Source organism: Herbaspirillum sp. C7C2 (assembly GCF_022627865.1).
GTDB classification, from domain to species: domain Bacteria; phylum Pseudomonadota; class Gammaproteobacteria; order Burkholderiales; family Burkholderiaceae_D; genus Herbaspirillum; species Herbaspirillum frisingense.
On the sequence record NZ_JABXGI010000006.1, the window covers coordinates 136,123 to 161,723 of the forward strand.

At 64.3% G+C, this 25,601-nt stretch carries 28 protein-coding genes and 1 tRNA gene; 13 read left to right on the top strand and 16 right to left on the bottom strand.

Going from position 1 to position 25,601, the window contains the following annotated elements; all coding sequences use genetic code 11:
- Positions 1 to 130 precede the first annotated feature (130 nt).
- The gene (locus HWE04_RS11530; protein ID WP_241812493.1) at positions 131 to 721 is read left to right on the top strand and encodes an RNA pyrophosphohydrolase; all 591 of its coding nucleotides are present in this window, start codon (positions 131 to 133) and stop codon (positions 719 to 721) included.
- Positions 722 to 726: 5 nt separating this feature from the next.
- Positions 727 to 1,305 (top strand): CNP1-like family protein, encoded by a 579-nt coding sequence (locus HWE04_RS11535; RefSeq protein WP_006713219.1) that lies wholly within the window; start codon positions 727 to 729, stop codon positions 1,303 to 1,305.
- 112 nt (positions 1,306 to 1,417) lie between these two features.
- Here the strand turns inward: HWE04_RS11535 and proB are convergent, their stop codons facing one another.
- From proB to rplU, 4 genes are all read right to left on the bottom strand, one after another.
- Positions 1,418 to 2,536, bottom strand: coding sequence for a glutamate 5-kinase (gene proB, locus HWE04_RS11540; protein ID WP_077235783.1), 1,119 nt, complete (start codon positions 2,534 to 2,536; stop codon positions 1,418 to 1,420).
- Positions 2,537 to 2,648: 112 nt separating this feature from the next.
- Positions 2,649 to 3,758: an Obg family GTPase CgtA gene (gene cgtA, locus HWE04_RS11545; protein ID WP_006713217.1), complete on the bottom strand. Its 1,110-nt coding sequence runs from the start codon at positions 3,756 to 3,758 to the stop codon at positions 2,649 to 2,651.
- 220 nt (positions 3,759 to 3,978) lie between these two features.
- Entirely contained in the window at positions 3,979 to 4,236 is a 258-nt protein-coding gene (gene rpmA / locus HWE04_RS11550; protein ID WP_006713216.1) for a 50S ribosomal protein L27, read from the bottom strand.
- 48 nt (positions 4,237 to 4,284) lie between these two features.
- Complete coding sequence (gene rplU, locus HWE04_RS11555; RefSeq protein WP_006713215.1) at positions 4,285 to 4,596, bottom strand: 50S ribosomal protein L21; 312 nt, start codon at positions 4,594 to 4,596, stop codon at positions 4,285 to 4,287.
- A gap of 361 nt (positions 4,597 to 4,957) precedes the next feature.
- Between rplU and ispB the strand changes: the two genes are divergently transcribed.
- Entirely contained in the window at positions 4,958 to 5,908 is a 951-nt protein-coding gene (gene ispB, locus HWE04_RS11560; protein WP_306460531.1) for an octaprenyl diphosphate synthase, read from the top strand.
- Positions 5,909 to 5,925: 17 nt separating this feature from the next.
- Positions 5,926 to 6,002, top strand: a tRNA-Pro gene (locus HWE04_RS11565).
- A gap of 118 nt (positions 6,003 to 6,120) precedes the next feature.
- On the opposite strand, the gene HWE04_RS11570 is transcribed toward HWE04_RS11565, so the two are convergent.
- From HWE04_RS11570 to HWE04_RS11610, 9 genes are all read right to left on the bottom strand, one after another.
- Positions 6,121 to 6,378 carry a hypothetical protein gene (locus tag HWE04_RS11570; protein WP_241812494.1) on the bottom strand — a complete coding sequence of 86 codons (258 nt, stop codon included), beginning with the start codon at positions 6,376 to 6,378 and terminating at the stop codon, positions 6,121 to 6,123.
- A gap of 80 nt (positions 6,379 to 6,458) precedes the next feature.
- Complete coding sequence (gene infA, locus HWE04_RS11575; protein ID WP_102663301.1) at positions 6,459 to 6,722, bottom strand: translation initiation factor IF-1; 264 nt, start codon at positions 6,720 to 6,722, stop codon at positions 6,459 to 6,461.
- Between the two features lie 512 nt (positions 6,723 to 7,234).
- The gene (locus HWE04_RS11580; protein ID WP_241812495.1) at positions 7,235 to 8,287 is read right to left on the bottom strand and encodes an ABC transporter substrate-binding protein; all 1,053 of its coding nucleotides are present in this window, start codon (positions 8,285 to 8,287) and stop codon (positions 7,235 to 7,237) included.
- On the bottom strand, positions 8,284 to 9,492 hold the full coding sequence (locus HWE04_RS11585; protein WP_241812496.1) for an NAD(P)/FAD-dependent oxidoreductase: 1,209 nt from the start codon (positions 9,490 to 9,492) through the stop codon (positions 8,284 to 8,286). Before HWE04_RS11585 ends, HWE04_RS11580 begins: the two co-directional genes overlap by 4 nt.
- Entirely contained in the window at positions 9,489 to 10,940 is a 1,452-nt protein-coding gene (locus tag HWE04_RS11590) for an FAD/NAD(P)-dependent oxidoreductase (protein ID WP_241812497.1), read from the bottom strand. The genes HWE04_RS11585 and HWE04_RS11590 overlap by 4 nt, the downstream gene beginning before the upstream one ends.
- The gene (locus tag HWE04_RS11595) at positions 10,937 to 11,251 is read right to left on the bottom strand and encodes a (2Fe-2S)-binding protein (RefSeq protein ID WP_241812498.1); all 315 of its coding nucleotides are present in this window, start codon (positions 11,249 to 11,251) and stop codon (positions 10,937 to 10,939) included. The genes HWE04_RS11590 and HWE04_RS11595 overlap by 4 nt, the downstream gene beginning before the upstream one ends.
- The gene (locus HWE04_RS11600; protein WP_006713200.1) at positions 11,248 to 12,042 is read right to left on the bottom strand and encodes an ABC transporter permease; all 795 of its coding nucleotides are present in this window, start codon (positions 12,040 to 12,042) and stop codon (positions 11,248 to 11,250) included. Before HWE04_RS11600 ends, HWE04_RS11595 begins: the two co-directional genes overlap by 4 nt.
- A gap of 3 nt (positions 12,043 to 12,045) precedes the next feature.
- Complete coding sequence (locus HWE04_RS11605) at positions 12,046 to 12,963, bottom strand: ABC transporter permease (protein WP_446719226.1); 918 nt, start codon at positions 12,961 to 12,963, stop codon at positions 12,046 to 12,048.
- Complete coding sequence (locus HWE04_RS11610) at positions 12,960 to 14,045, bottom strand: ABC transporter ATP-binding protein (RefSeq protein ID WP_006713198.1); 1,086 nt, start codon at positions 14,043 to 14,045, stop codon at positions 12,960 to 12,962. The genes HWE04_RS11605 and HWE04_RS11610 overlap by 4 nt, the downstream gene beginning before the upstream one ends.
- Before the next feature lie 268 nt (positions 14,046 to 14,313).
- On the opposite strand from HWE04_RS11610, the gene HWE04_RS11615 reads away from it, so the two are divergent.
- The 9 genes from HWE04_RS11615 (at position 14,314) to yacG (ending at position 22,800) form a co-directional block, all read left to right on the top strand.
- Positions 14,314 to 15,171, top strand: coding sequence for an IclR family transcriptional regulator (locus HWE04_RS11615; protein ID WP_241812499.1), 858 nt, complete (start codon positions 14,314 to 14,316; stop codon positions 15,169 to 15,171).
- Positions 15,168 to 16,124 (top strand): 2-hydroxyacid dehydrogenase, encoded by a 957-nt coding sequence (locus tag HWE04_RS11620; RefSeq protein WP_077235792.1) that lies wholly within the window; start codon positions 15,168 to 15,170, stop codon positions 16,122 to 16,124. Before HWE04_RS11615 ends, HWE04_RS11620 begins: the two co-directional genes overlap by 4 nt.
- Positions 16,125 to 16,281: 157 nt before the next feature.
- Entirely contained in the window at positions 16,282 to 17,574 is a 1,293-nt protein-coding gene (locus HWE04_RS11625) for an HlyC/CorC family transporter (RefSeq protein WP_241812500.1), read from the top strand.
- A 112-nt stretch (positions 17,575 to 17,686) separates the two neighbouring features.
- A complete protein-coding gene (locus HWE04_RS11630; protein WP_446719227.1) occupies positions 17,687 to 18,832 on the top strand; it encodes a GspE/PulE family protein in 1,146 nt (381 codons plus the stop codon).
- On the top strand, positions 18,819 to 20,063 hold the full coding sequence (locus tag HWE04_RS11635; RefSeq protein ID WP_241812501.1) for a type II secretion system F family protein: 1,245 nt from the start codon (positions 18,819 to 18,821) through the stop codon (positions 20,061 to 20,063). Before HWE04_RS11630 ends, HWE04_RS11635 begins: the two co-directional genes overlap by 14 nt.
- 80 nt (positions 20,064 to 20,143) lie before the next feature.
- On the top strand, positions 20,144 to 21,007 hold the full coding sequence (locus HWE04_RS11640; RefSeq protein ID WP_241812502.1) for a prepilin peptidase: 864 nt from the start codon (positions 20,144 to 20,146) through the stop codon (positions 21,005 to 21,007).
- A 9-nt stretch (positions 21,008 to 21,016) separates the two neighbouring features.
- Positions 21,017 to 21,637 carry a dephospho-CoA kinase gene (gene coaE / locus HWE04_RS11645; protein ID WP_241812503.1) on the top strand — a complete coding sequence of 207 codons (621 nt, stop codon included), beginning with the start codon at positions 21,017 to 21,019 and terminating at the stop codon, positions 21,635 to 21,637.
- Positions 21,638 to 21,829: 192 nt separating this feature from the next.
- Positions 21,830 to 22,585: a cell division protein ZapD gene (zapD, locus tag HWE04_RS11650; RefSeq protein ID WP_006713184.1), complete on the top strand. Its 756-nt coding sequence runs from the start codon at positions 21,830 to 21,832 to the stop codon at positions 22,583 to 22,585.
- 29 nt (positions 22,586 to 22,614) lie between these two features.
- Positions 22,615 to 22,800 (top strand): DNA gyrase inhibitor YacG, encoded by a 186-nt coding sequence (gene yacG / locus HWE04_RS11655; RefSeq protein WP_034336666.1) that lies wholly within the window; start codon positions 22,615 to 22,617, stop codon positions 22,798 to 22,800.
- 87 nt (positions 22,801 to 22,887) lie between these two features.
- Here yacG and mutT read toward each other — a convergent pair whose 3' ends face one another.
- The 3 genes from mutT to argJ form a co-directional block, all read right to left on the bottom strand.
- Positions 22,888 to 23,301 carry an 8-oxo-dGTP diphosphatase MutT gene (mutT, locus tag HWE04_RS11660; protein WP_241812504.1) on the bottom strand — a complete coding sequence of 138 codons (414 nt, stop codon included), beginning with the start codon at positions 23,299 to 23,301 and terminating at the stop codon, positions 22,888 to 22,890.
- Positions 23,301 to 24,176 (bottom strand): ATP-binding protein, encoded by an 876-nt coding sequence (locus tag HWE04_RS11665; RefSeq protein WP_241812505.1) that lies wholly within the window; start codon positions 24,174 to 24,176, stop codon positions 23,301 to 23,303. Before HWE04_RS11665 ends, mutT begins: the two co-directional genes overlap by 1 nt.
- A 189-nt stretch (positions 24,177 to 24,365) precedes the next feature.
- The gene (gene argJ / locus HWE04_RS11670) at positions 24,366 to 25,601 is read right to left on the bottom strand and encodes a bifunctional glutamate N-acetyltransferase/amino-acid acetyltransferase ArgJ (protein ID WP_241812506.1); all 1,236 of its coding nucleotides are present in this window, start codon (positions 25,599 to 25,601) and stop codon (positions 24,366 to 24,368) included.

Here is a 25,601-nt window from a genome sequence, read left to right on the forward strand (position 1 = left end):
TTTCAATGACATCCGTGCATCGATGTGATTGCTCCTGACCCGCCTGGCGCACCGATTTCCATCGGTGCGCCCGCAGTCGCATGAGCCTGCCCGAAAGGCACTTCCAGCCGCAGAAAGTTTGAGGATCACCATGCTGGATCGAGAAGGCTTCCGCCCGAACGTCGGCATCATCCTGCTCAACGCCAATAACGAGGTGTGGTGGGGCAAGCGCGTACGCGAGCACTCCTGGCAATTCCCGCAAGGCGGCATCAAGCACGGCGAGACCCCCGAACAGGCGATGTTTAGGGAACTGGAAGAGGAAATCGGCCTGCGGGCCGAGCACGTCAAGATCATCGGTCGCACCCGTGACTGGCTGCGCTACGAAGTCCCCGACCATTTCATCAAGCGCGAAGTGCGCGGCCATTATCGCGGCCAGAAGCAGATCTGGTTCCTGCTGCGTATGGTCGGGCGCGATTGCGACGTCAACCTGCGCGGCACCTCGCATCCCGAATTCGATGCCTGGCGCTGGCATGACTACTGGGTGCCGCTGGACGTGGTCATCGAGTTCAAGCGCGAGGTCTATCAGCAGGCGCTGCAGGAATTGTCGCGCTTCCTGAATCGCGCCGGCCATGCCGTGCGACGTGGCGAGCCGCCCGGCCGTCCCCTGCCTCCCCACAAGAAAATCGGCCCGGCCACGCAGGCCCAGCCCCTCAACGGCGCCTCCACGCCCGAATCCAAGTGAGCCCCATGCCCTCTTCCCTGCAGAACGCACCACAACGCCCTCCGATCACCCTGCGTGGCCTGCGCCAGGCGGTACTGGCCTGCTCGCTGCTGGCCGTCTGCGCCGGCGCCCTGGCACAGAGCTTCGACGAGGAATTCGACGACGAGGAAAAGCCCTGGCAGGAGATCGCCGTACAGCTGCCGCCCACACCGCAACAGCAGAACCTGGCCGAGTTCTACCTCAGCCCGAACGCCACCATGAAGGCGTATGTGGACCTCAACTCGGTCTCCATCGGCACTGACAAGGTGGTGCGCTATACGGTGCTGACCAAGACCGAAGGCGGTGCCGTGAACGTGATGTACGAAGGCATGCGCTGCGAAACCTGGGAGAAGAAGACCTATGCCTTCGGCCACCCCGACGGCAAATGGTCGCGCTCGCGTCGCGACAAATGGCAGCCGATCCGTGATATCGGCGCCAATCGTATCGATGGCGCCCTGTTCCGGGATTATTTCTGCGACGGCAAGATGATCGCCGACAACGAAAACCTCAAGAGCATCGTCAATCGTCTCAAGACCCAGACCCGTATTGACCCGGTGCGTCGTTGATTGCGACGGCACAAGCAGCAGCAACAAAGAAAAAACGCGGCCAAGCCGCGTTTTTTCATATCTTTTACAGGATTTATATCGTTTATATCCTGCCCACCAAGCAATCCGCCCCTCAGAGCAGGACCAGGTTATCCCGGTGCACCAGTTCAGGCTCTTCCACGAAGCCCAGGATGGCCTGGATTTCGGAAGACGGATGACGAATGATGCGACGCGCGTCCGAGCTGTTGTAGTTGCTCATGCCACGCGCAATGGCGCGTCCGGCTTCATCAACGCAGGTGATGACATCACCGCGGCCGAATTCCCCGGCCACTTCCACCACGCCGATGGGCAGCAGCGACTTGCCTTCCAGGCTCAGCTTCTGCACTGCGCCGGCATCCAATACCACGCGCCCGGCGGTCTTGAGGTGATCGGCCATCCACTGCTTGCGCGCCGTCAGTTGTGCAGTCTCGGCGTTGAGCTGGGTACCGATGGCTTCACCGGCTGCCAGACGGGTCAGGACCTGGTCTTCACGGCCCCAGGCGATGACCGTATGCGCGCCGGAGGTGGCCGCGCGCTTGGCCGCCAGGATCTTGGTCAGCATGCCGCCGCGACCGATGCCGGTCCCGGTGCCGCCGGCGATCAGCTCCAGCGACGGGTCGCCAGCACGTGCCTCGGCAATGAGCGTGGCCTTGGGGTCCTTGCGGGGATCGGCGGTAAAGAGACCGGGCTGGTCGGTGAGGATGACCAGCGCATCGGCTTCGATCAGGTTGGCGACCAGGGCGCCCAGGGTATCGTTGTCACCGAACTTGATTTCATCGGTGACCACCGTGTCGTTTTCATTGATGACCGGCACCACGCCCAGTTGCAGCAAGGCAAACAGGGTGGAACGGGCATTGAGATAGCGCTCGCGATCCGCCAGGTCAGCATGGGTCAGCAACACCTGTGCGGTGTGCAGGTCGTGCTTGCGGAAGCTGGTTTCGTAGATCTGCGCCAGGCCCATCTGGCCCACTGCGGCGCAGGCCTGCAGATGATGGATGCCGGTGGGACGCTTGTCGAAGCCCAGGCGCTGCATGCCCTCGGCGACCGCACCGGAGCTGACCAGCACCACTTCCTTGCCGAGTGCGCGCAATTGCGCGATCTGCTCGGCCCAGCGGGCGATGGCGTTGGCGTCAAGGCCCTTGCCATCATTGGTGACCAGCGAGGAACCGACCTTGATGATGAGCCGCTTGGCGCTTTGAATGACCGATTGCATAGTGTTCCGGATTCTGATTCTTCTGGGGGGAGTCGGAAATTCCGACAGGCAGAGATGATAGCCCGAACCGCCCCCGCTGCGCAGCCCCGCTAGAGGCCACGCAGCGACGGAATCAGTCCAGGACCTTGAAGCGCGGATCGTCCGGATCGATGCTGGAGATGGCGCGTGCTTCCTCGGTCATCTGCGTCTCTTCGGAGCGGTGCTCCTCGGCGCGCTTGGTTTCGAGGTAACTGTAGATCTCGTTGATCAGGTCTTCGCAACCGTCACGGTTCAGGGCCGAGATCTCGAACACGGGGCCCTTCCAGCCGAAGCGCTTGACGAAATCCTTCACGCGCTTGGCGCGCTCGGCCTCGGGCACCACGTCCAGCTTGTTCAGGACCAGCCAGCGCGGCTTGTCGAACAAGGACTGGTCGTACTTCTTCAGTTCCTTGACGATGGCCTTGGCTTCCTTGACCGGATCGACTTCCTCGTTGAAGGGCGCCAGATCGACGATGTGCAGCAGCAGACCGGTGCGCTGCAGGTGGCGCAGGAACTGCACCCCCAGGCCAGCACCGTCAGCCGCACCCTCGATCAGGCCAGGGATGTCGGCGATGACGAAGCTCTTTTCGTGGCTCACGCGCACCACACCCAGGTTGGGATGCAGCGTCGTGAAAGGATAGTCGGCGATCTTCGGACGGGCGTTGGAGACGGCCGTGATGAAGGTCGACTTGCCTGCATTGGGCATGCCCAGCAGACCGACGTCGGCCAGCACCTTCAGCTCCAGGCGCAGTTCGCGGCGTTCGCCTTCCTTGCCCTCGGTCTTTTGACGCGGAGCGCGGTTGGTGGAAGTCTTGAAGTGGATGTTGCCCCAGCCGCCCTCGCCACCCTTGGCCAGCATCACGGTCTGGCCGTGGAAGGTCAGGTCGGCGATGTGCTCGCCGGTGTTGATGTCCACGATCAGGGTGCCTACCGGCATGCGCAGATAGACGTCGTCGGCGCCCTTGCCGTAGCAATCGGAACCGCGACCATTTTCGCCACGACCAGCGCGATGCAGCTTGGCGTAGCGGTAGTCGATCAGGGTATTGACGTTGCGATCAGCCACGGCCCAGATGGTGCCGCCCTTGCCGCCGTCGCCGCCGTCGGGACCGCCGAAGGGGCGGAATTTCTCGCGGCAGAAGCTGGCGACACCGTTGCCGCCATCCCCCGCCACGACTTCAATGCGTGCTTCGTCGATGAATTTCATGATATTGACGCCTCGTGGGAGCCGCTAACAAAACGTCGATGCGTCGATGCACCCTTGCCACAGCAACGGGTGGATCTTCAGCCTGACCAACCCCGGCATCCCCGAGAGGAGACAAGGCTCGGCGCTTTGTTGACGGCTCTTCAAAAAACCAAAAAGGCTCCACCATCGGCAGAGCCTTTTTTATGCCTGGTTTCCGGGCGAACCCGGATGACAGGAACGCTTACGCCGTAACGACGGTTGCGTATTGACGCTGTTGCAGGCCCTTGACAACGAACTTGACCTTGCCGTCCTTCAGGGCGAACAGGGTGTGGTCCTTGCCGACGCCGACGTTTTCGCCAGCGTGGACGCGGGTGCCGCGTTGACGGACGATGATGCCGCCAGCGTTGATCACTTGGCCGCCGTAAACCTTGACGCCCAGGCGTTTCGATTCTGAGTCACGGCCGTTGCGCGTAGTGCCGCCGCCTTTTTTGTGTGCCATTTAAAACTCCTTGATGACTTTGGATGAGCAGTTCGACCAGTTCAACGCTTAGGCGTTGATCGAGACGATTTGCAGTTCGGTGTAGTTCTGACGATGGCCTTGACGCTTTTGGTAGTGCTTGCGACGACGCATCTTGAAGATGCGGACCTTGTCATGGCGACCTTGTGCTACCACAGTAGCCAGCACCGTAGCACCTGCGACCAGCGGCGCACCGAACTTCACGGTTTCGCCTGCGCCCACTGCGAGCACTTGATCCAAAGTGATTTCGGAGCCAATGTCAGCCGGTATCTGTTCTACTTTGAGTTTTTCGCCAGCAGCAACTTTGTATTGTTTGCCGCCGGTTTTTATGACCGCGTACATGTGAAACCTCACGAATGAATGAATAAGAACGATTTTCCCCTGACGCGCCCGGGACACAAAACCCCTTGGCGAAACAGGAAAACCCCAAATTATACATGCACTTAGCTGCAGGGTCAAAAGACTTGACACTTTGGCGGGCTGATGAACAACAGAGTTTCCGTCAGGACAATGACCACAACCCTTCCCCCAGAGAGAGGACCACAAGCGCCGGTGTTTCCCTGCGGACAATGCGCATCTGCCGCGCGGGCGAACATGGTCTTTGGCGTGCGCCCGCCTTGTCGTCGTATAATCCCGGGAATAACCATTTTCCACAGGTTCCGCCTTGTCTGCCGCCGTACAAAACGCTTCGCAACAAACCATCATGCAACCGATCCTCTCCGACATGGAGGCGGTCAATGCAGTCATCCGTCGGCAGCTGTATTCGGAGGTGCCGCTGGTCAACCAGGTCGCCGAATACATCATCAGCGCCGGCGGCAAGCGCCTGCGCCCGGTGCTGGTGGTGCTCATCGCCAATGCCTTCGGCTACAAGGGCGAGCATCACCACACGCTGGCCGCGGTGATCGAGTTCATCCACACCGCGACCCTGCTGCATGACGACGTCGTCGACGAATCCTCGTTGCGCCGCGGCAAGCAGACCGCCAACGCCATGTTCGGCAATGCCGCCTCGGTGCTGGTGGGTGACTTCCTCTACTCGCGCGCCTTCCAGATGATGGTGGCGGTGGGCAATCCGCGCGTGATGGAGATCGTGGCCGACGCCACCAACGTCATCGCCGAGGGCGAAGTCCTGCAGTTGCTCAACATGCACAATCCCGACGTGGACGAAAACGGCTACCTGCAGGTGATCCGCTCCAAGACGGCCAAGCTGTTCGAGGCTGCCAGCCAGATCGGCGCCCTGATCGCAGGTGCCGACGAAGCCGGAATCGAAGCTGCGGGCGAATATGGCCGCTCCATCGGCACCGCCTTCCAGCTGATCGACGACGTGCTGGATTATTCGGGCAACAGCGCCGAGATCGGCAAGAACGTCGGCGACGACCTGCGCGAAGGCAAGCCCACCCTGCCGCTGATCTGGCTCATGCAGCACGGCACGCCGCAGCAGCGCGACCTGGTCCGTACCTGCATCGAGAACGGTGACGAACAGCACTTCGACGAAGTGCTCTCGGCCATCACCCATTCGGGCGCCCTGGCCTATACGCGTGAACAGGCAGAGATCGCCGCCCGACGCGCGGCAGACGCGATTATTTCACTTCCCGATAGCCAATTCAAAAAATCCCTGTTAGAATTATCGGCTTTCGCAGTAGATCGAAATCACTAACATTAGATCTCACTCGACGGGGTGTAGCTTAGCCTGGTAGAGCGCTACGTTCGGGACGTAGAGGCCGGAGGTTCGAATCCTCTCACCCCGACCAGGAATTCCCATGCAAAAACAGCGAGTCAAACGACTTGCTGTTTTTGTTTGTGCGCTCGGCAGATCGCAGTATCGCTACCCACCTCCTCGCATCACACCTCCACCTCCACAATACTTCATCACGACGGCATCAGGCGATCCAGTGCGGGGTCAAGATTGTCGATGACCGCCCTGGCCCAGGCCATGCCGCGCACTATGGCGAGCGCAGCGCTGTCGGAACGTCCAGGGAGATGACGACGGGGAAACAAGGCAGGCGCCAGGCCACTGATGTCGACAATGTGCACCGCACTCACTTCCCACTGGCCATGCCGTCCACTGCATCTCAGCGACACGCGGAAACCCTTGTACTGCTCCAGATGTTCGACCGGAAGATGCATATTCTTTTTCTTTCGCAAAACCGATCCATGAGCGCGTGCTCGCCAGTCACGCCGGATGGCGTGGTGGCATATCCAGGCGATCAGCGGCGACGGAAGCCCGGACGGGGGCCGGTGGGGCCGCGCTGCTCCAGGTGACGGAAGATGATGCGGCCCTTGTTCAGGTCGTAGGGCGACAGTTCCAGGGTGACCTTGTCACCGGCCAGAATCTTGATGAAGTTCTTTTTCATGCGACCAGCCGTATAGGCGATCAGCGAGTGGCCGTTGTCCAGCGCGACACGGAAGCGCGAATCAGGGAGGACTTCGGAAACTTGTCCTTGCATTTCAATCAGTTCTTCTTTTGCCATTTTCTCTTTCTTGTGCATGAGCGCGCGACCTCCAGCGAGGAAGGGCTCGGGGATTTGCAATCTCTGGCTTTGACGACTGGCCACGCAAACAGGCGGCCGGGAGCGTTAAGGTCGGAGGACAGGCGAACGCGCTTGCGGTGAGACCGATAGCGTTGGTTCTTTACTCGGGGAAGCGGATGAAGATGCGGATCACGCGGATTGCAGGGATCGGACTGCGGCAAGGCGCGTGGAGATCAGGATTTCCGCTCTTTTCTTGAGCGATCCCCTCATTATACGCGCATTTTGCCTTGAAGGCCAATGCGCCCCGTACGCCACGCTCATCTACGCCACAGCAGAATCGAGAACGATTGTTCCATCCGGCAGATAAGCTGCGGTACCGGCACAGAAAAAAAGCGCCACCGCGAAGGGTGGCGCCAAAGACTGCCAGAGGTTCTGTCATTGGCCGCAATCGGCCAGATGATCCGGCTGCGCCATAGGAACAGATCACCCGCCGACCTCGCCTGCACGGCGAATCATCGTTCGATGGTGCGGCTCCAGCGGGTATTCCAGACGGCACGGTTCTTGTTGATCTCGTCCCAGTCCACTGCCCGCGCCGCCTTCACGAAGCCATTCATGCGGGCCTGTTCGGTCGCTGCCGGGCCGCTGACCTGGACCTTGGTATTGGTCGGGTTGTAGTTGCCGTTTTCCAGCGCCAGGGCCTGCGCCTGCGGCGAGAGGAGGTAGGCCGCCAGTTCCTGGGCCAGTTGCGGCTCGGTGTTGTTGGCGATCACGCATTGCGCCACCATCAGCACGATGGCGCCTTCCTTGGGCTGCACATATTCCACCGGCACGCCCTTGCTCTTGAGGATGGTGGATTGGGTCGGGGTGTAGGGGAACAAGGCGGCTTCCCCGGTCTGCGCCATCTCGGAGATCTTGGCCGAGTTGGAGATGTACTCCAGCACATTGGGGCCGATGGTCGATGGCCAGGCCTTGAAGCCGGGATCGACGTTGGCATCGGTGCCGCCCTTGAGCTGGTTGAAGGCAAGGAAGGCATGCAGGCCGAAGGTCGAGGAAGGCAGCGACTGGAACACCACCCGCCCCTTCAGTTTGGGATCGGCCAGATCCAGCCAGGAGGTCGGCGGCGCCCAGCCCTTCTCTGCATAGACCTTGGTGTTGTAGGCCAGGCCAGTGACGCTGATGGTCACGCCGGTGGCCATGTCGTCCTTGATGTGCGCCACCGGCAGCAGGTTGGCCAGGTTGGCATTGGGCTTCTGTTTCTCGCACAGGCCCATGCCGACGGCCCGGTACATCACACCATCATCGAGAAACATCAGGTGCATCTGCGGCTTGTCCTTGGCGGCCTGGGCCTTGGCCAGGATATCGGCGGAACCACCCGGCACCACAGCGATCTTGACGTTGTGCTTCTGTTCAAAGGGGCCAAAGACCGCTTGCGTGAAGGTCTTTTCCATGTTGCCGCCGTTCATGCCGATGTAGAGCGTGCGGGTCTGTGCCTGGGCACCCCCACAGGCCAGCAAGGTCATGCCAAGGGCGGCGGCCAGCGCGCCGGGACGGGAAAGCGACATCATGAGATCTTCCTTTCAGGGTGGGAGGACAGCAGGTCGGAGGTATCTGTGCCATCGGTGCCGACCACGGAGACCGTGGAGACGGCAGGCCTCGGCGTAAAACGGGCAATCGAGAATGCATCCAGGTCGATATTGCTGCGGCCATGCAGCACCAGCTCGGCCAGCGCCTCGCCGGCGGCCGGGCCGATCTGGAAACCGGCGCCGCAGAAGCCGAAGCCATGCAGCAGGCCCGGCTGCGTGCTGCTGGGGCCGATCACCGGGTGGTGGTCCGGCAGGTAGCCTTCCACTCCGCTCCAGGTGCGGATGATGTGGACATGCCGCAGCGCCGGCAGCAAGGCCGCCGCTTGCGGCAGCAGGCCGAGGATGGAATCGTGCGAGGCGCGGGCGCGCTGTTCATCCAGCACGTAGCCGCGACCACCGCCCAGCACCACGTTGCCACGGGCCACCTGGCGGCAGTAGATCGATCCCCCTTCCACGCCCAGGCTCCAGGGCAGGAAATGCGGGATGGGCTCGGTCACCACCATGCTGGGATGACCGCTGGTCAAGGGCGCGGCCTCACCGAAGGCTTGCGCCACCCGGTTGGCCCAGGCGCCGGCGCAGTTGATCAAGACCTCGGCGCGCAACTGCAAAGGCGCTTCGCCATGCCGTGCTTCAGCCACGAAACTCTGGCCGTCATGGCCCACCTGCAATACTTCGCAGCCCTCGATGATGCGCGCCCCGGCCGCCTGCGCAGCGCGGGCAAAGGCCGGCGATACCAGACGCGGATTGGCCTGGCCGTCTTCCGGACACAAGGAGCCGCCGACCGCCGCGCCGCCCAGCCAGGGGCATTGCTCACGCAGGCGCTCGCCGCTGATCAGTTCGATGCCCAGCCCATAAGGCCGGCTCAGTTCGGCGTAGGCTTCCAGGGCCTGCATGTCGGCTGCGCTACGGGCCAGCTTGAAGTGGCCACTGCGTTCATATTCGCCGGTGGTGCCGATGAGCGACTCCAGCTCGCCCCAGATCTGGTGCGCACGCTGCGACAGCGGCAGCTGCACCTCGGGCCGACCCTGGCGACGCACGCCGCCGTAGTTCACGCCACTGGAACGCGAACCACAGAGATCGCGCTCCAGCACCGTCACGCGACGGCCGGCCTTGGCCAGCACCAGCGCAGCCGATGCGCCGACGATGCCGCCGCCGATGATGAGCACTTCAGTGGAAACGGTGTTCACGATGCATCCTCCCCGGCATGCAGGGCAATGACCTGCGCTGACGGCAACGCAGTCGTCGGCACATGCATGCCCATGGGAATGGGCTTGATCGGCGCCTGACCGCGCAGGCGACCGACCTCGGCCACCGGTATCGCAGCCGCATGGGCCAGGATCTCCGCTGCTGCGGCACCGCACATGCGTCCCTGACAGCGCCCCATGCCCACGCGGGTCAGGGCCTTCAGGCGATTCATTTCAGCTGCGCCTTTTTCTCGTACGGCTGCGCGCAACTCTCCGGCGCGGATGTTTTCGCAGCGGCAGATCACCAGATCATCGGGGGCGTTGGCTGCCCAGTACTCCGGAAAGGGAAAGGCCCGCTCCAGACCGAGGCGGAAGGCGCCGATCTGCGCGAGCGTGGCCTCGATCTGCGCCACCCGGGCGCCATCGACGGTAATGCCGCGATCCTGCAACAGCGCCAGCGCGGCACGCTCACCGGCCAGTTCGGCAGCGTCCGCACCCATGATGCCGGCGCCGTCTCCGGCCAGATATACGCCCGGCACGCTGCTGCGGGTAGTGCGATCGCGCACCGGCAGATGCGCCCGCTGCAGCGGGTCGAAACGGAAGCGGCAACCCAGCAGGTCGGCCAGTTGCGTTTCGGAGCGCAGGGCATAACCGAAGCCGACGGCATCACAATCGATGCGCCGCTCGGCACCTGCCCTGGTGCCGGCGCGGGCAGGCTGGTGACGACGCCAGACCACGCTCTGCACGCGCGACTCGCCCTCCACCCGCAGCACTTCGGCATGGGTGTGAACGGACACGCCATGCAGCCTCAGCCAGGCCAGATAATAGATGCCCTTGGCCAGCAAGGCCGGCTGGCCCAACATGGCCGGCAGCGCCGCGATGCGGTCGGCCAGGCTGCTGCTGTCGAGCACGGCGGCCACATGGGCACCGGCCTTGGCATATTGATAGGCCACCAGATACAGCAGCGGACCATTGCCGGCCAACACCACCGAGCGACCGATGGCGCATCCCTGGAACTTGAGCGCAACCTGCGCGCCACCCAGCGTATAGACGCCCGGCGTGGTCCAGCCCGGGAAGGGCAGGACGCGGTCGGTGGCGCCGGTGGCGACGATGATGTCTTCCCAGGCCAGGGTGGCCGCGGACTGGGCCTGGCCATCCATCAGGTCGAGCAGGCCGGGCTGGGCATTCCACACCAGGGTCTGCGGACGATAATCGATGGCCTCGCGCAAGGCATGGAAGGCGGCATGCACCGACTGCGCGCGCCCGGCCTCGAAACCATAGAGCGTCTTGCGGCTGCGCCGGAACCCGCTGGGCGGCTGACGATAGATCTGGCCGCCCGCCTGGGCCGCCTCGTCGATCAGCACCGGCCGCAGGCCATGGGCCAGCAGTGTCTGCGCCGCACGCACGCCGGCCGGTCCGGCGCCGACGATCACGGGAGGAAGTCGGCTCATGCGCCCTCCCCCTGGCCGCTGCGCAATTGCATGCCGGCGCGGATGAAGGTGGAGCAGGCACGCAGGCGTTCACCGCTGTCGGTGGCGATCCAGCAATCCTGGCAGGCGCCCATCATGCAGAAGCCGGCGCGAGGCTGGCCGCTGAATTCATTGCGGCGCAGGCTGCCGGCGCAGGTCAGCACGGCGGTCAGCACGGTATCGCCTTCCAGCGCGGTGACGGCGCGACCATCGAGGGTGAAGCTGACAGTGGCGCGATCCTGCTCGGCCAGCCGTACCAGCTGGGCACCCCGGGGAGAAGCGAAATCGCTCATGTGCGCCCCACCAGTACGCGGTCCAGGCCGTAGACACGATCCAAGATGATCATCGCCACCGCCGTGATGGCCACCATCAGGGCCGACACCGCCGCCATCATCGGATCGATGGATTCGGTGGCGTACATGTACATGCGCACTGGCAGCGTCACCGTCGAAGGCGAGGTCACGAAGATGGACATGGTGACTTCATCGAAGCTGTTGATGAAGGCCAGCAGCCAGCCACCGGTGATGCCCGGCAGGATCATCGGCAACGTGATGCGCAGGAACACCGTGGAGCGGCTTGCCCCCAGCGACAGCGCAGCCTGTTCGGCACTGCGGTCGAAACCGATCAGCGCGGCCATGATCAGGCGCATGGTGTAGGGCGTCACCACCAGCGAGTGCGCCAGCACCAGCCAGCCGAAACTGCCGGCGCCGCCCACCACCGAGAACAGGCGCAGCAAGGCCACGCCCAGCACCAGGTGGGGAATGATCAGCGGCGACAGGAACAGGCCCTGCAAGGCGCCCGACCAGCGATGCGGATAGCGCACCAGCGCCATGGCTGCCGGAATGGCCAGCACGGTGGAGATGGTGGCCGCCGCCAGCGCCAGCCACAGGCTGTTCCAGAAGGAGCTGACGAAATCGGGGAATTCGAATACCGCCTTGAACCAGCGCAGCGAGAATTCCGGCCCGTTCATGGTGAGGGTGTTTTCCGGGGTGAAGGCGATCACGCACACCACCAGGATCGGCGCCAGCGTGAAGAGGATCACCAGCGCATTGAACAGCAATGCAATCGGTCCGTTCTTGTTCATGGTTCAGCCCAGCGCTTTCTTGTAGCGACGTTCGATCATGCGATTCCAGCCCAGCATGATGACCAGGTTGGCCACCAGCAGCAGCAGTGCGATGGCCGCGCCCAGGGGCCAGTTCAGTTCGTGCAGGTATTCGTCGTAGATGATGGTGGCCATCATCTTCAGGCGACGTCCGCCCAAGAGACCCGGAATGGCAAAGGAGCTGGCCGACAGGCCGAAGACGATCAGGCTGCCCGAGAGGATGCCCGGCATGATCTGCGGCAGCACGATACGGCGCAGCACGGTCATGGGCGAGGCGCCCAGCGACAGCGCGGCATTGGCCACACCACCATCGAGCTTTTGCAGCGAGGTCCATACCGGAATCACCATGAAGGGCAGCATCACATGCACCAGGGCGATGACGATGGCCGTCTCGGTATAGAGCAGCTTGACGCGATTGAAACCCAGCGCCATCAGCAGGCTGTTGATCAGGCCTTCCGGCCCCAGCAGCATGCTCCAGCCGAAGGCCCGCACCACCACCGAAATCATCAGCGGTGCCAGCACCACCAGCAGCATGACGGAACGCCAGGGCTTGCGCATGCGATTGAGGATGTAGGCTTCCGGCGCGCCCAGCACGATGCAGATCAGCGTGACCAGGCCCGAGATCCACAGCGTGCGCCAGAAGATGGCGTAGTAGTAGGGATCGGTGAGCACCGCTTGGTAATGCTCCAGCGTGAACGTCCCGGCCTTGGGACCGGTCTCGGCGTCATAGGCATTGAAGGACAGCACGAAGGTCAGCAGCAGCGGGATCAGCAGCATCACCGTGCACAGCAGGATGGCCGGGGCCGACATCAGCCAGGGCAGGCTGCGCTGGCCGGGGGCCTTGCCGCCTTGCGGTGCCGTCACGACGGGTGCCACCGCCGGCGAGGTACCGGCCGCACTCATGCCGGCACCCGTTCGTCGCTACGGGCGGTGGAGACCAGGCGCAGGTTGAAGTCACTCCAGACCAGGCCCAGCGTCGCACCCTGCTCCAGCGCCTCCGCGCCATCGTTGGGGGCCAGCACGGACAACAGTCCCAGCGGCGTCTGCACCTCGTACATCCACTGGCTGCCCAGGAAGAAGCGGCGTACCACCTCGCCATTGCAGCGGCCCTGGCCGGGCTCGGTACAGCGGATCTTTTCCGGACGCAGGCCCAGCACCACGCGACCGCCGCCGCGCAGGCCACTGTCGTTGCTCTCCAGGCTGAGCATCATGCCGCCCACGGCGATGTCAGCGCGCTCGCCGGCAGCGCCCACTACCTGGCCTTCCAGCAGGTTGGCCTTGCCCACGAAGGTGGAGATGAAGCGATTGGCCGGATGTTCATACACATTGATCGGACGGCCCACCTGGGTGATATGCCCGGCCTCCATCACCACCACGCGATCACTGATGGACATGGCCTCGCTCTGGTCGTGGGTCACCATGATGGTGGTGGTACCGACCTTGCGCTGGATGTCGCGCAGCTCGAATTGCATTTCCTCGCGCAGCTTGGCATCCAGGTTGGACAGGGGTTCGTCCAGCAGCAGCACGGGCGGTGCAATCACCAGCGCGCGCGCCAGGGCCACGCGCTGACGCTGGCCGCCTGACAGTTCTCGCGGATAACGGGCGCCATGCTTTTCCAGGTGCACCAGGGCCAGGGCCTGCGCCACGCGGTCGCGCTTCTCGGCGGGCGCGCACTTGCGCATCTCTAGGCCGAAGGCCACGTTCTGCTCCACCGTCATGTGCGGGAACAGCGCATAGGTCTGGAACACGATGCCCAGGCCACGGGTATTGGGCTTGGCATGGGTGATGTCGCGGCCATCGAGTTCGATGCGGCCGCCGCTGACGTTCTCGAAGCCCGCAATCATCTGCAGGGTGGTGGTCTTGCCGCAACCGGAGGGTCCCAGCAGGGAAATGAATTCCCCCTTCTCCACCGTCAGGTTGAAGCCCGATACCGCCTGGGTATCGCCGTAGAACTTACTGACATTGGTCAGCGTGAGAAATGACATTGCAAGCTCCCTGTCGCAAAGTTCGGGCGCTGCGCGGCTGGCGGGCTTGTCGGCCGGCGGGCACTCCGATGCATTCATCTGTAAAGTCGCATCCACCTCAAGGAATGGGGTGATATGCGCGTCTCCTGTTTCGTTATTGATGCAATTTCGGTGCCAATTCTGCTATCGTATTTCGACAGACAGGAAATTTTTAATAATTATTTCGTCAGATGGAATAACTCGGAGGGCATGACGCCACCGATTCCACCCAGCAGACAACAGCCCCCTCATGAGCGACGACAACGACGAGGCCTCCTCGACCACCGCCCCGGCCAGCCTGCCGGTCAACGGCATCCAGCGCACCTTCGCGGTGTTGCGCGCACTGGCCGATGCACCACCGCAAGGCATGCGGGTGACCCAGGTGGCCAAGGCCATCGGCCTCACCCAGGGCACCACGCACCGCCTGCTGCAGGCCCTGGTCAGCGAAGGCGTGGTGGAGCAGGATGAACGCAGCAAGCTGTATCGCCTGGGGATGGACCTGTTCGCGCTGGCCGCGCGCGCCGGCAATGCCTCCGACCTGCGCAGCCTGTGCCGGCCGGCGCTGCTGCGCCTGTGCGGCAGCCTGGGCGACACGGTGTTCCTGCTGGTGCGCTCGCGCTTCGACGCGGTCTGCGTGGACCGGGTCGACGGCCCCTTCCCGATCCGTGCCTTCACCGGCGACATCGGTGGCCGGGTGGCATTGGGCGTGGGCCAGGGCGCACTGTCCATCCTCGCTTTCCTGCCGGAGCAGGAGCGCGAGGAAGTGATCCGCTACAACGTGCCGCGCCTGCGCGAGTTCGGGGTCTATGACGAGGTCTACCTGCGCACCGAAATCGAGCGTGTGCGTGAAACCGGCTACGCGGCACGCCAGGCGGGTCTGCTCGACGGCATGGCCGGCCTGGGCGTGCCGCTGTTCGACTGCAGCGGCGCCATCGTCGGCGCGCTCAGCGTAGGCACGCTCACCTCGCGCCTGACCGAGGAGCGCCTGCCGACCGTGGTACAGATGTTGCAACGGGAAGCCGCGGCGCTGTCGCGCCAGATCAATCCCTTCGATCCGGCATTGCGCCGTCCCATGCATCAGGCCAATCCTGTGGAGCCCCGCCCATGAGTTCTTCCTCCCCCGTACTGCTGGTCAAGTCCGGCGGTGCCGCCGCGCTACCGGAGTGGCGCGCCAGTTTCCATGAGTTCGCCCCCGGACTGGGACTGGAGGTGTGCGCCTGGGACGACCCTGAAGTCGATCCGGCCCGGGTGGAATATGTCCTGGTCTGGCAACCCGAAGCGGGGCGCCTGGCCCGCTTCCCCAACCTGAAGGCCATCATCAGCAGCGCGGCCGGGGTCGACCACATCCTGGCCGATCCGCACTTGCCGGACCTGCCCATCGTGCGCATGGTCACGCCCGAAACCCAGCAGCGCATGGCCGAATTCACCGTCATGAGCAGCCTCATGCTGTTGAAGGACATGCCGCGCATCGTTGCTCAGCAGGCAAGGGCGCAATGGCTGGAGTTCTCCACCCCGCGCACCGCCCTGGAAACCCGGGTGGGCGTGCTCGGCCTGGGGGCGCTGGGGCTGGCCACGGCGCGCATGCACGCCACCATCGGTTTCGACACCGCCGGCTGGGCGCGCTCGCCGCGCAGCGAAAAGGGACTGAGCTGTTATGCCGGTGCCGACCAGTTGCCTGCCTTCCTGGCGCGCACCGATATCCTGATCTGCCTCCTACCGGAAACCGAGGACACCCGCCACCTGCTCGACGCCGACCTGCTGCGCCAGCTGCCACGTGGCGCGGCCGTCATCAACGTCGGGCGCGGCAGCCACCTGTGCCTGCCCGACCTGCTGGCCGCGCTGGACGAGGGCCAGCTGTCGGGCGCCGTGCTGGACGTGTTCGATGAAGAGCCCTTGCCTGCCGACGCGGCGGTCTGGCGCCACCCCCGCGTGCTGGTGACGCCACATGCGGCGGCGACGCCGTCGCGGCGGGAGCGCGCCCGCCAGGCGGCGGTAGCCATCTCGGCCATGCTGGGTGGGCTGCCGCCACCGCATCTGTATGACCGTGTGCGGGGTTACTGAGGGACAAGCACCCCCTCCCGCACCGGTCCGGCTTGCGGGATAGGCCCCCATCGTCTAGACTTTGGCGCTCGCTGGCCGCCCTGCCCGCCCTGGCCACAGGCAAGCAGGTCCGCCGAATCCCTCCCGTGCGCGAGGGCAATCAACCTGACGGCAACGTTTGGATACCGTACCCATATGGGTGCAAGCTCTTGCACTCCTGATCCTGATCCTGCTCTCGGCCTTCTTTTCGATGACCGAGACGGCGCTGATGGCCGCCAACCGCCATCGCCTGCGGCACCTGGCCAAACAGGGCAACCGTGCCGCCATCACCATCCTGTGGCTGCTCGATCGCACTGAACGACTGCTGTCGCTGATCCTGATCGCCAATACCCTGATCAATGCACTGGCCACCGCGCTGGTGACGGCGCTGGCCATTACCGCCTTCGGCAACCACCAGCGCGTGATCACCGCCGCCACCGCCTTCGTGGCGGCCTTGCTGATCATCTTTGCCGAAATCGTCCCCAAGGTGATCGGCGCCACCTATCCCGAACGCATTGCCCTGTTCACCAGTTTCGTGCTCAAGCCGCTCATGCGGCTGGCCAAGCCGCTGATCTGGTTCGTCAACATCTTCGTCTCGGCGATCCTGAAACTGTTGCGCATCAAGACCGGGGCGCGGGCGGCCGAACAGCGCATCTCGCCGGAAGAACTGCGCTCCATCGTGCTCGAAGGCGGCAGCTTCATCCCGCAGAAGCACAAGAGCATCCTGCTGAACCTGTTCGACCTGGAAAAGATCTCGGTGGAAGACGTGATGACGCCGCGTGCCCAGGTCGAGGCCCTGAACCTGGCCGCGCCGGTGGAAGATATCCTGCACCAGCTGGCCACCTGCTATCACAACAAGCTGCCGGTCTACGAAGGGGAAATCAACCACATCGTCGGCATCCTGCATGTGCGCAAGACGGTGTCGCTGTTCCGCCAGGAAGAGGACATCAGCCACGACGATATCCGTGCCCTGCTGTCGGTACCGTATTACGTGCCGGTGGAAACCGACGTCTTCACGCAGCTTCAGTATTTCCAGGAGAATCACGAGCGCCTGGGCATCGTCGTCGATGAATACGGCGAGGTGCAGGGCCTGGTGACCCTGGAAGACATCATCGAAGAGATGATCGGCGAATTCACCACCTCCTCGCCCGGCTCCTCGGGTGAAGGCTTTGGCTGGGACAAGGACGGCAGTTGCCTGCTCGAAGGCAGCACCACCCTGCGCGACATCAACAAGCGCCTGGGCCTGACGCTGCCGCTGGATGGCCCCAAGACCATCAACGGTCTGCTGCTGGAAACCCTGCAGGATATCCCCGAAGCCAGCGTGGCCGTGAAGTTCGAGGGCTGCGTGATCGAAATCGTGCAGGTCCAGAACCAGGCGATCCGCATGGTCAAGCTGATCGCCGTGCCGCAGTCGCAAACGCGGGGCGACTAGGGCCTGTTCCTGTATCGAACTCTGCCGACTTTGCCGCAGGCAATCGGCCAGCCCGCTTGGCCGCGCGCAAGCTTGCGTGGGAGACTGGCTCCCCTTTGCGCGGAGGAGTCCCATGCCAGTCATGCAAGCTCAAACCCCGGCGGTGGCCGATGACGATGTCCCGGTAGTACGCCTGCTGCACAAGCTGCTGGCCGACGCCGTCGGCATGGGCGCCTCCGACCTGCATTTCGAACCCTTCGAACACTTCTTCCGCGTGCGCCTGCGCGTCGATGGCGTGCTGCACGAACTGGCGCAGCCACCGCTGACACTGCGCGACAAGCTGGCTACCCGCCTAAAGATCCTGGCGCGTCTGGACATCGCCGAAAAGCGCCTGCCCCAGGACGGCAAGATGCGCCTGGCACTGGCCCAGCGCAGCATCGACCTGCGCGTCTCCACCCTGCCTACGCAGTTCGGCGAAAAGATCGTCCTGCGCATTCTCGATACCGCCCAGGCCAGCTTCTCCATCGCCGAACTAGGCTATGAACCGGCCCAGCAGGAAGCGCTGCTGCAAGCCATCGCCCGACCGCATGGGCTGGTGCTGATGACCGGCCCCACCGGCTCGGGCAAGACGGTCTCCCTGTACGCCTGCCTGCAGCGGCTCAACCGCCCCGGAGTCAACATCGCCACCGCTGAGGACCCGGTGGAAATCAACCTGCCCGGCATCAACCAGGTCGGCATCAACGAACGCGCCGGGCTGGACTTCGCCACGGCGCTGCGCGCCTTCCTGCGCCAGGACCCGGACGTGCTGATGGTGGGCGAAATCCGCGACCTGGAAACCGCCGACATCGCGGTCAAGGCGTCCCAGACCGGGCACCTGGTGCTCTCCACCCTGCACACCAACGACGCCCCCTCGACCCTCACGCGCCTGCTCAACATGGGGGTGCCGGCCTACAACATCGCTGCGTCGGTGAGCCTGATCGTGGCACAGCGGCTGGTACGCAAGCTGTGCCGCTGCCGGCGTCCGGCGCCGGGCAAGCCATCCACCTATGTCCCGCAAGGCTGCCCGGCCTGCAACCAGAGCGGCTATCGCGGCCGCACCGGCATCTACCAGGTGATGCCGGTCAGCGCCGCCATGCAGGCGCTGATCCTGGCCCAGGCCGGCACGCTGGAGCTGGCACGCCAGGCGCAGGCCGAGGGCATCATCGACCTGCGCCGCGCCGGACTGCTCAAGGTCCTGCGCGGCGAAACCAGCATGGGAGAGATCCTTGCCGGCACCTGAACCAAAACACTTCCGCTGGGAAGGCCTGGATCGGCACGGACAGCCGCAGCGCGGTGTCCTGCAGGCCAGCGACGAAGCCCAGGCGCGCGCCCAACTGCGCCGCCAGGGACTGCGGGTCGCGCGCCTGCGGCGAGAGGCAGGTAGTGTCGGTAGCAGCACCGCCACCCCGGTCACTCCACGCAAGCCCTCCCGCGCCCGCATCAGCGACAAGCAGATCGCGCTCTTCACACGCCAGCTGGCCACCATGCTGCAGGCCGGTCTGCCGCTGCTGCAGTCGCTGGACATCGCCATCCGCGGTGCCGGCCAGGGGCCACTGGCCGGCCTGCTGGGCGAAGTGCGGCAACAGGTGTCACGCGGCGACAGCCTGCACGCCGCGCTGCAGCGCCATCCGCGCCATTTCGATGGCCTGTTCTGCAACCTGGTGCGCGCCGCCGAGGAGGCCGGCATGCTCGACAGCATGCTGGAGCGCATCGCCCTCTATCGCGAGAAGTCGCTGGCGCTGCGGGGCAAGGTCAGGGCGGCGCTGGCCTATCCGGGCGCGGTGGTGCTGGTGGCGATCGTGGTGACCGCCGTCATCATGCTGTGGGTGGTACCGGCCTTCGAGCAGATGTTCCAGCAGTTCGGCGCCGAACTGCCGCTGCCCACCCGCATCGTGATGAACTTGGCGCGCGTGCTGGGCCGCTACTGGCCGATGCTGTTGCTGGGCCTGGCCGTGAGCGGCTTGCTGGCCCTGCATGCCCGGCGCCGCTATCCGGCGCTGCGGGCGCGGGTGCAGCGGCTGAGCCTGTCATTGCCGATCTTCGGCAGGCTGTTGCGACAGGCTGCGCTGGCACGTTGGAGCCGCACCTTCGGCACACTCTTCGGTGCCGGCATCGCGCTGGTGGAAGCGCTGGAGACCGTCGCCGGAGCGGCCGGCAACGTGGTCTTCGCCGAGGCCTCGCTGGCGGTGCGCGATGCGGTGCGCAATGGCGCATCCCTGCATGGCGCGATGCAGGCCACCGGGGTCTTCCCCGACCTGGCGGTGCAGATGACCGCCGTGGGCGAGGAGGCCGGCGCGCTGGACGCCATGCTGGGCAAGATCGCCGAACTCAACGAACGCGAGGTCGACGAAGCCGTCAGCGCCCTCACCAGCCTGATGGAACCCGTTATCATGGCGGTGCTTGGCGTGGTCATCGGCGGGCTAGTGGTCGCGATGTATCTGCCGGTATTTCGCATGGGTTCGGTGGTGTGACGGTAGACGGCACGACCGGCCTGCTGCGGCTACTCCCCCCTGCGCCCTGACTTCACGACCCGATACGACTGAACCCGACGATGCATTTCCTGGAAGCCTACGCCCTCCCCGGCAATCCCGCCCTGGCCGGCCTGGCGGCCCTGCTGGGCCTGCTGGTGGGCAGCTTCCTGAACGTGGTGATCCACCGCCTGCCCATCATGATGCTGCGCGAGACCGCCAATTTTGTGGCGATGGAGCGCGGCGAGGCCCTGCCGCATCAGGATCGCTACGACCTCTGGCTGCCCCATTCCGCCTGCCCGCACTGCGCCCGGCCGCTGGCGCCGTGGCACAAGCTGCCGGTGCTGAGCTGGCTACTGCTGCGCGGCCGCTGCAGTTTTTGCCAGGCCAGGATCAGCGTGCGCTATCCGCTGGTGGAGCTGCTGACCGCGCTCCTGTTCGCCCTGGTGGCCTGGCGCTTCGGACTGGGCGCCACCGGGCTGGCCGTCATGCTCTGCAGCGCCTTCCTGATTGCGCTCGCCTTCATCGATGCCGACACCATGCTGCTGCCCGATGACCTGACCCTGCCGCTGCTATGGCTGGGGCTGCTGGTGAACCTGAACCATCGCCTGGTGGCGCTGCCCGATGCAGTGCTGGGCGCGGCCGCCGGCTATGGCGTGCTGTGGCTGATCTTCTGGATCTTCAAGCTGGCCACCGGCAAGGATGGCCTGGGCTATGGCGACTTCAAGCTCATGGCCGCCCTGGGCGCCTGGCTGGGTTGGCAGGCGCTGCCGCTGGTGCTGCTGCTGGCCTCGGTGATGGGCGCCCTGCTGGGCCTGGCGCTGATGGTCGGCGGGCGCCACCAGCGCGGCCAGGCCATTCCATTCGGCCCCTGCCTGGCCGGCGCCGGCCTGCTGGCCCTGCTGCTGGATGGCACCTGGCTGAACCTGACTCACTTCGCTTACTGAACCTATCCCATGACTTCCTTGACTGAACGCTTCACCATCGGCCTGACCGGCGGCATCGGCAGCGGCAAGACCACGGTGGCCAATCTCTTCGGTGAACTGGGCGCCTCGCTGGTGGATACCGATGCCATCGCCCATGCCCTGACCGCGCCCGAGGGCCTGGCCATTGCCCCCATCCGCGCCCATTTCGGTGACGAATTCATCGATGCGCGGGGCGCCATGGACCGCGCGCGGATGCGCCATCACGTGTTTTCCCATCCCAACGCCCGCCATGCGCTGGAAGCGATCCTGCATCCGCTGATCCGCAGCGAGACGGTGCGCCAGGCCGAGGCTGCCACCGGCAGCTACGTCATCTTCGTGGTGCCGCTGCTGGTGGAGTCCGGCACCTGGGTCGGGCGCGCCAGCCGCATCCTGGTGGTCGATTGCCCGGAACAGGTACAGGTGGCCCGCGTCATGCAGCGCAACGGCCTGCGGCGCGACGAGGTGGAAGCCATCATGGCCGCCCAGGCCAGCCGCCAGGCGCGTTTGGCGGTGGCGGACGACGTCATCGACAACGGTGGTGACAATGCCGCGCTGCCCGAACAGGTGAATGCGCTGCATGCGCGCTACCTGGCCCTGGCGGGCGCGGTGTGATTGATGGCGGGGGGTGGTGGCGGCAGCAGCGGCGCCACGTTACCTAAGGCTTCATTTGATGAGGCCTGCATTTGTAATTTTCTGCTGCATGGGTCAGAATCACAAACATTGCAATGTTGACGAGGTATTTTGCACCAGCGCGCCTGTCAGCGGCCTTCAACAAGTCCGGTTCACCGATAAAGGGATCATGCTTTGATCGTCTACGAATACCCTTTCAATGAGCGTATTCGCACGCTGCTGCGACTGGAAGACCTCTACGAGAAATTCGTCTTCTTCCTGCATCAGGAAAGCCCGCATCAGCATCACATCGCCCTGGCCACCATTTTCGAAATGCTGGAGGTAGCCGGACGCGCCGATCTCAAGTCCGACCTGCTGCAAGAGCTGGAACGGCAGAAACAGATCCTGCTGGCCTATCAGTCCAATCCCAATGTCGAGCCGGAGATGCTCAACGCCATCCTGGCCGAAGTGGACCAGGCCAGCACTGCCCTCTCGGCCGCGCAAGGCAAGACCGGCCAGAACATCCGCGACAACGAATGGCTGATGAGCATCCGTGGCCGCACCATCATCCCGGGCGGCGCCTGCGAGTTCGACCTGCCGGCCTATTACGCCTGGCAACAGCATTCCTTCGAGCGCCGCTTCCAGGACATTTCCAACTGGTTCGCCCCGCTGATCCCCTTGTTCGACGCCATCGGCATCGTCATGCGTCTGCTGCGCGAATCGGGCCATGCTGTGAAGATCAACGCCGAAGGCGGCAGTTACCAGCAGATGCTGCAAGGCAAGGTCTACCAGATGCTGCGCCTGTCGCTGGATATCGAACTGGGTGCGATCCCCGAGATTTCCGCCAACAAGTACATGCTGTGGGTGCGTTTCACCCAGCAGGATGGCGACGAGAAGCCGCGCTCCTTCGAGGGTGAAGTCCCCTTCGAACTGGCCCTGTGCGGCTTTTGACCTGTAACGAACGAATTGAAGTAACGCGTATGGCGACGATAGTGGATTGCCCGACCTGTGGCACCAAGGTGGAGTGGAGTGAAAAGAACAAGTATCGGCCGTTCTGCTCCGAGCGCTGCAAGCAAATCGACCTTGGAGCCTGGGCGGAAGAAAAGTACACCATCCCCGCAGTGAACCTGCCGCTGGAAGACGAAGGGGACAAGCCCGTACAGTGATGACGGGCTTTTTCCTTCACATTTGCTCAAATCCCCGCTTTTGAATCCTGCATGGCTGGCAAGGCCAGGGCCAAGGCTTGAGCACGCTCACGCCGGCTCGCCGTAGCGCAACTGGTCCAGCCACTGGATCAGCGGAATGGTCGCCGGCAGCAGCGGCTGCACGCCCACGCTCCCCTGCCAGGCAAAGGCCTGGCCTTCCAGGCTTTGCGGCTCGCCGCGCCACTGGCGGCTGATGTAGAAGTGCAGGCGCACATGGGCATGCGGATAGACGTGTTCGACGCCGCACCAGGGTTCGCCGTCCAGCACCTCGATGCCCAGCTCTTCCTTGAACTCCCGCTGCAGGGCCGCGAAGATGCCTTCGCCTGGCTCCACCTTGCCGCCCGGGAACTCCCAGTAACCGGCATAGGGCTTGCCTTGCGGGCGCTGGCCCAGCAGCACGTCACCGTTGGGCTGCATCAGGATGCCCACGGCGACGTCGATCGGCTTGGCGTCCTGGCTCATCAGGCCTGCGCCTTGCCGGCGTAATCACGGGCGAACTGCCAGGCCACGCGACCCGAGCGGGAACTGCGCTGCAGCGCCCAGCGCAGCGCATCGGCACGGGCTTCGGCGATCTGGGCGTCGCTGCAGCCGAAGTGGCGCAGCCAGTGGGCGACGATGTCGAGGAAGTCGTCCTGCTTGAAGGGGTAGAAGGTCACCCACAGGCCGAAACGCTCGGAGAGCGAAATCTTTTCTTCCACCGTCTCGCCGGGATGCAGGTCGCCATCCTCGGTGTGGGTATAGGTGCTGTTGTCGGAGAGGCGCTCCGGCATCAGGTGGCGGCGGTTGGAGGTGGCGTAGATGAGCACATTGTCGGACTGGGCCGCGATGCTGCCGTCCAGCGCCACCTTCAGCGCCTTGTAGCCGCCCTCGCCTTCCTCGAAGGAAAGATCGTCGCAGAAGACGATGAAGCGCTCCGGGCGCGCCGCTACCAGCTCGACGATGTCCTGCAGGTCATGCAGGTCGTCCTTGTCCACCTCGATCAGGCGCAGGCCACGGTCGGCGTACTGGTTCAGGCAGGCCTTGATCAGCGAGGACTTGCCGGTGCCACGCGCGCCGGTCAGCAGCACGTTGTTGGCCGGGCGGCCTTCGACGAACTGGCGGGTATTCTGGTCAATCTGTTCCTTTTGCGGGCCGATATTGTGCAGGTCGGACAGGCCGATCCGCGAAATCTGGCCCACGGCCTGCAGGTAGCCGGCACGCTGGGCGTTGGCACCGCGCCAGCGGAAGGCGACGGCGGCGTTCCAGTCCGGTTCGCGGGCGGCGGCATTGGGCAGGATGGCTTCGACGCGCGCCAGCAAGGCTTCGGCACGCTGCAGGAATTGGTCTAACTGGGTCATGGTGATCAGTGCCTGGGATGGGCTTGAGAGTAGATGCGACGCCACATTGTGGCGCAACACGGCAGCGGCCGGCGTGAATTAAATTGTTCCGAGGGCGCGGGCATTCATGTTGCCGCCACCATCCCGGGCACGCTGCCAGCCCGGGGATGGTGGGCTGGCGGGCGCGCGGTGACAGGTCCTGCCAGGGGATCAGGAACGGTAGTCGGCGTTGATCGACACGTAATCGTGCGACAGGTCGCAGGTCCAGATGGAGGCCTTGGCCGTGCCGCGCGCCAGCTTCACACGGACCACGATTTCGGCCTTCTTCATGACGCGCTGACCGTCTTCCTCGCGGTAGTCGGGGTTGCGGCCGCCGTCCTTGGCGACCCAGACATCGTCCAGCCAGAGGTTGATCCTGGACACATCCAGGTCGTCGATGCCGGCATAGCCGATGGCGGCCAGGATGCGGCCCAAGTTCGGATCGGAGGCGAAGAAGGCGGTCTTGACCAGGGGCGAGTGGCCGATGGAATAGGCGATCTGGCGGCATTCCTCGACGCTCTTGCCGTCTTCCACGGCCACTTCGATGAACTTGGTGGCACCTTCGCCATCGCGCACGATCTGGTGCGCCAGGTGTTGCGAGAGGTCGGTGACGGCGGCGGCCAGTTGCTTGTAGTCGTCGCTGTCGGCACTGGTAATCTCCAGTTCGCCGGCGCCGGTGGCCATCAGGATGAAGGAATCGTTGGTCGAGGTGTCGCCATCGATGGTGATGCAGTTGAAGGAGTGGTCGGCGGCATCCTTGACCAGCTGGTTCAGCAGCGCCTGTGGCAGCTTGGCGTCGAAGGCCAGGAAGCCCAGCATGGTGGCCATGTTGGGCTTGATCATGCCGGCGCCCTTGCTGATACCGGTCATCACCACCTGCTTGCCGCCGATGCTCAGGGTGCGCGAAGCGGCCTTGGGCTGGGTGTCGGTGGTCATGATGGACTCAGCCGCGTTGAACCAGTTATCGGCCTTGAGGTTGCCGATGGCCTGCGGCAGGCCGGCGATAATGCGGTCTGCCGGCAGCGGCTCCAGGATTACGCCGGTGGAAAACGGCAGGATCTGCTGCGGCTCCAGGCCGATCTGCTGGGCCAGGGCGGCGCAGACCGACCTGGCGCGCTGCAGGCCTTCTTCACCGGTGCCGGCGTTGGCATTGCCGGTATTGATGACCAGCGCACGGATGGGCTTGGCGGCGCTCAACTGGGCCAGGTTGGCCTGGCAGATCTGCACCGGTGCAGCGCAGAAGCGGTTCTTGGTGAATACGCCGGCCACGGTGGCGGTCTCGGCCAGCTTCATGACCAGCACGTCCTTGCGATTGGCCTTGCGCACGCCCGCCTCGGCATGGCCGAGTTCGATGCCGGCAACGGCTTTGAGGTCGGAAGGGACGGGGATCGGGGAATTGACGGCCAT

Coding starts and splice junctions, on each gene's coding strand:
- HWE04_RS11530 (WP_241812493.1), top strand. CDS start 131: ATGCTGGATCGAGAAGGCTTCCGCCCGAACGTCGGCATCATCCTGCTC.
- HWE04_RS11535 (WP_006713219.1), top strand. CDS start 727: ATGCCCTCTTCCCTGCAGAACGCACCACAACGCCCTCCGATCACCCTG.
- proB (WP_077235783.1), bottom strand. CDS start 2,536: ATGCAATCGGTCATTCAAAGCGCCAAGCGGCTCATCATCAAGGTCGGT.
- cgtA (WP_006713217.1), bottom strand. CDS start 3,758: ATGAAATTCATCGACGAAGCACGCATTGAAGTCGTGGCGGGGGATGGC.
- rpmA (WP_006713216.1), bottom strand. CDS start 4,236: ATGGCACACAAAAAAGGCGGCGGCACTACGCGCAACGGCCGTGACTCA.
- rplU (WP_006713215.1), bottom strand. CDS start 4,596: ATGTACGCGGTCATAAAAACCGGCGGCAAACAATACAAAGTTGCTGCT.
- ispB (WP_306460531.1), top strand. CDS start 4,958: ATGCAACCGATCCTCTCCGACATGGAGGCGGTCAATGCAGTCATCCGT.
- HWE04_RS11570 (WP_241812494.1), bottom strand. CDS start 6,378: ATGCATCTTCCGGTCGAACATCTGGAGCAGTACAAGGGTTTCCGCGTG.
- infA (WP_102663301.1), bottom strand. CDS start 6,722: ATGGCAAAAGAAGAACTGATTGAAATGCAAGGACAAGTTTCCGAAGTC.
- HWE04_RS11580 (WP_241812495.1), bottom strand. CDS start 8,287: ATGATGTCGCTTTCCCGTCCCGGCGCGCTGGCCGCCGCCCTTGGCATG.
- HWE04_RS11590 (WP_241812497.1), bottom strand. CDS start 10,940: ATGAGCCGACTTCCTCCCGTGATCGTCGGCGCCGGACCGGCCGGCGTG.
- HWE04_RS11595 (WP_241812498.1), bottom strand. CDS start 11,251: ATGAGCGATTTCGCTTCTCCCCGGGGTGCCCAGCTGGTACGGCTGGCC.
- HWE04_RS11600 (WP_006713200.1), bottom strand. CDS start 12,042: ATGAACAAGAACGGACCGATTGCATTGCTGTTCAATGCGCTGGTGATC.
- HWE04_RS11605 (WP_446719226.1), bottom strand. CDS start 12,963: ATGAGTGCGGCCGGTACCTCGCCGGCGGTGGCACCCGTCGTGACGGCA.
- HWE04_RS11610 (WP_006713198.1), bottom strand. CDS start 14,045: ATGTCATTTCTCACGCTGACCAATGTCAGTAAGTTCTACGGCGATACC.
- HWE04_RS11615 (WP_241812499.1), top strand. CDS start 14,314: ATGAGCGACGACAACGACGAGGCCTCCTCGACCACCGCCCCGGCCAGC.
- HWE04_RS11620 (WP_077235792.1), top strand. CDS start 15,168: ATGAGTTCTTCCTCCCCCGTACTGCTGGTCAAGTCCGGCGGTGCCGCC.
- HWE04_RS11630 (WP_446719227.1), top strand. CDS start 17,687: ATGCCAGTCATGCAAGCTCAAACCCCGGCGGTGGCCGATGACGATGTC.
- HWE04_RS11640 (WP_241812502.1), top strand. CDS start 20,144: ATGCATTTCCTGGAAGCCTACGCCCTCCCCGGCAATCCCGCCCTGGCC.
- coaE (WP_241812503.1), top strand. CDS start 21,017: ATGACTTCCTTGACTGAACGCTTCACCATCGGCCTGACCGGCGGCATC.
- yacG (WP_034336666.1), top strand. CDS start 22,615: ATGGCGACGATAGTGGATTGCCCGACCTGTGGCACCAAGGTGGAGTGG.
- mutT (WP_241812504.1), bottom strand. CDS start 23,301: ATGAGCCAGGACGCCAAGCCGATCGACGTCGCCGTGGGCATCCTGATG.
- HWE04_RS11665 (WP_241812505.1), bottom strand. CDS start 24,176: ATGACCCAGTTAGACCAATTCCTGCAGCGTGCCGAAGCCTTGCTGGCG.
- argJ (WP_241812506.1), bottom strand. CDS start 25,601: ATGGCCGTCAATTCCCCGATCCCCGTCCCTTCCGACCTCAAAGCCGTT.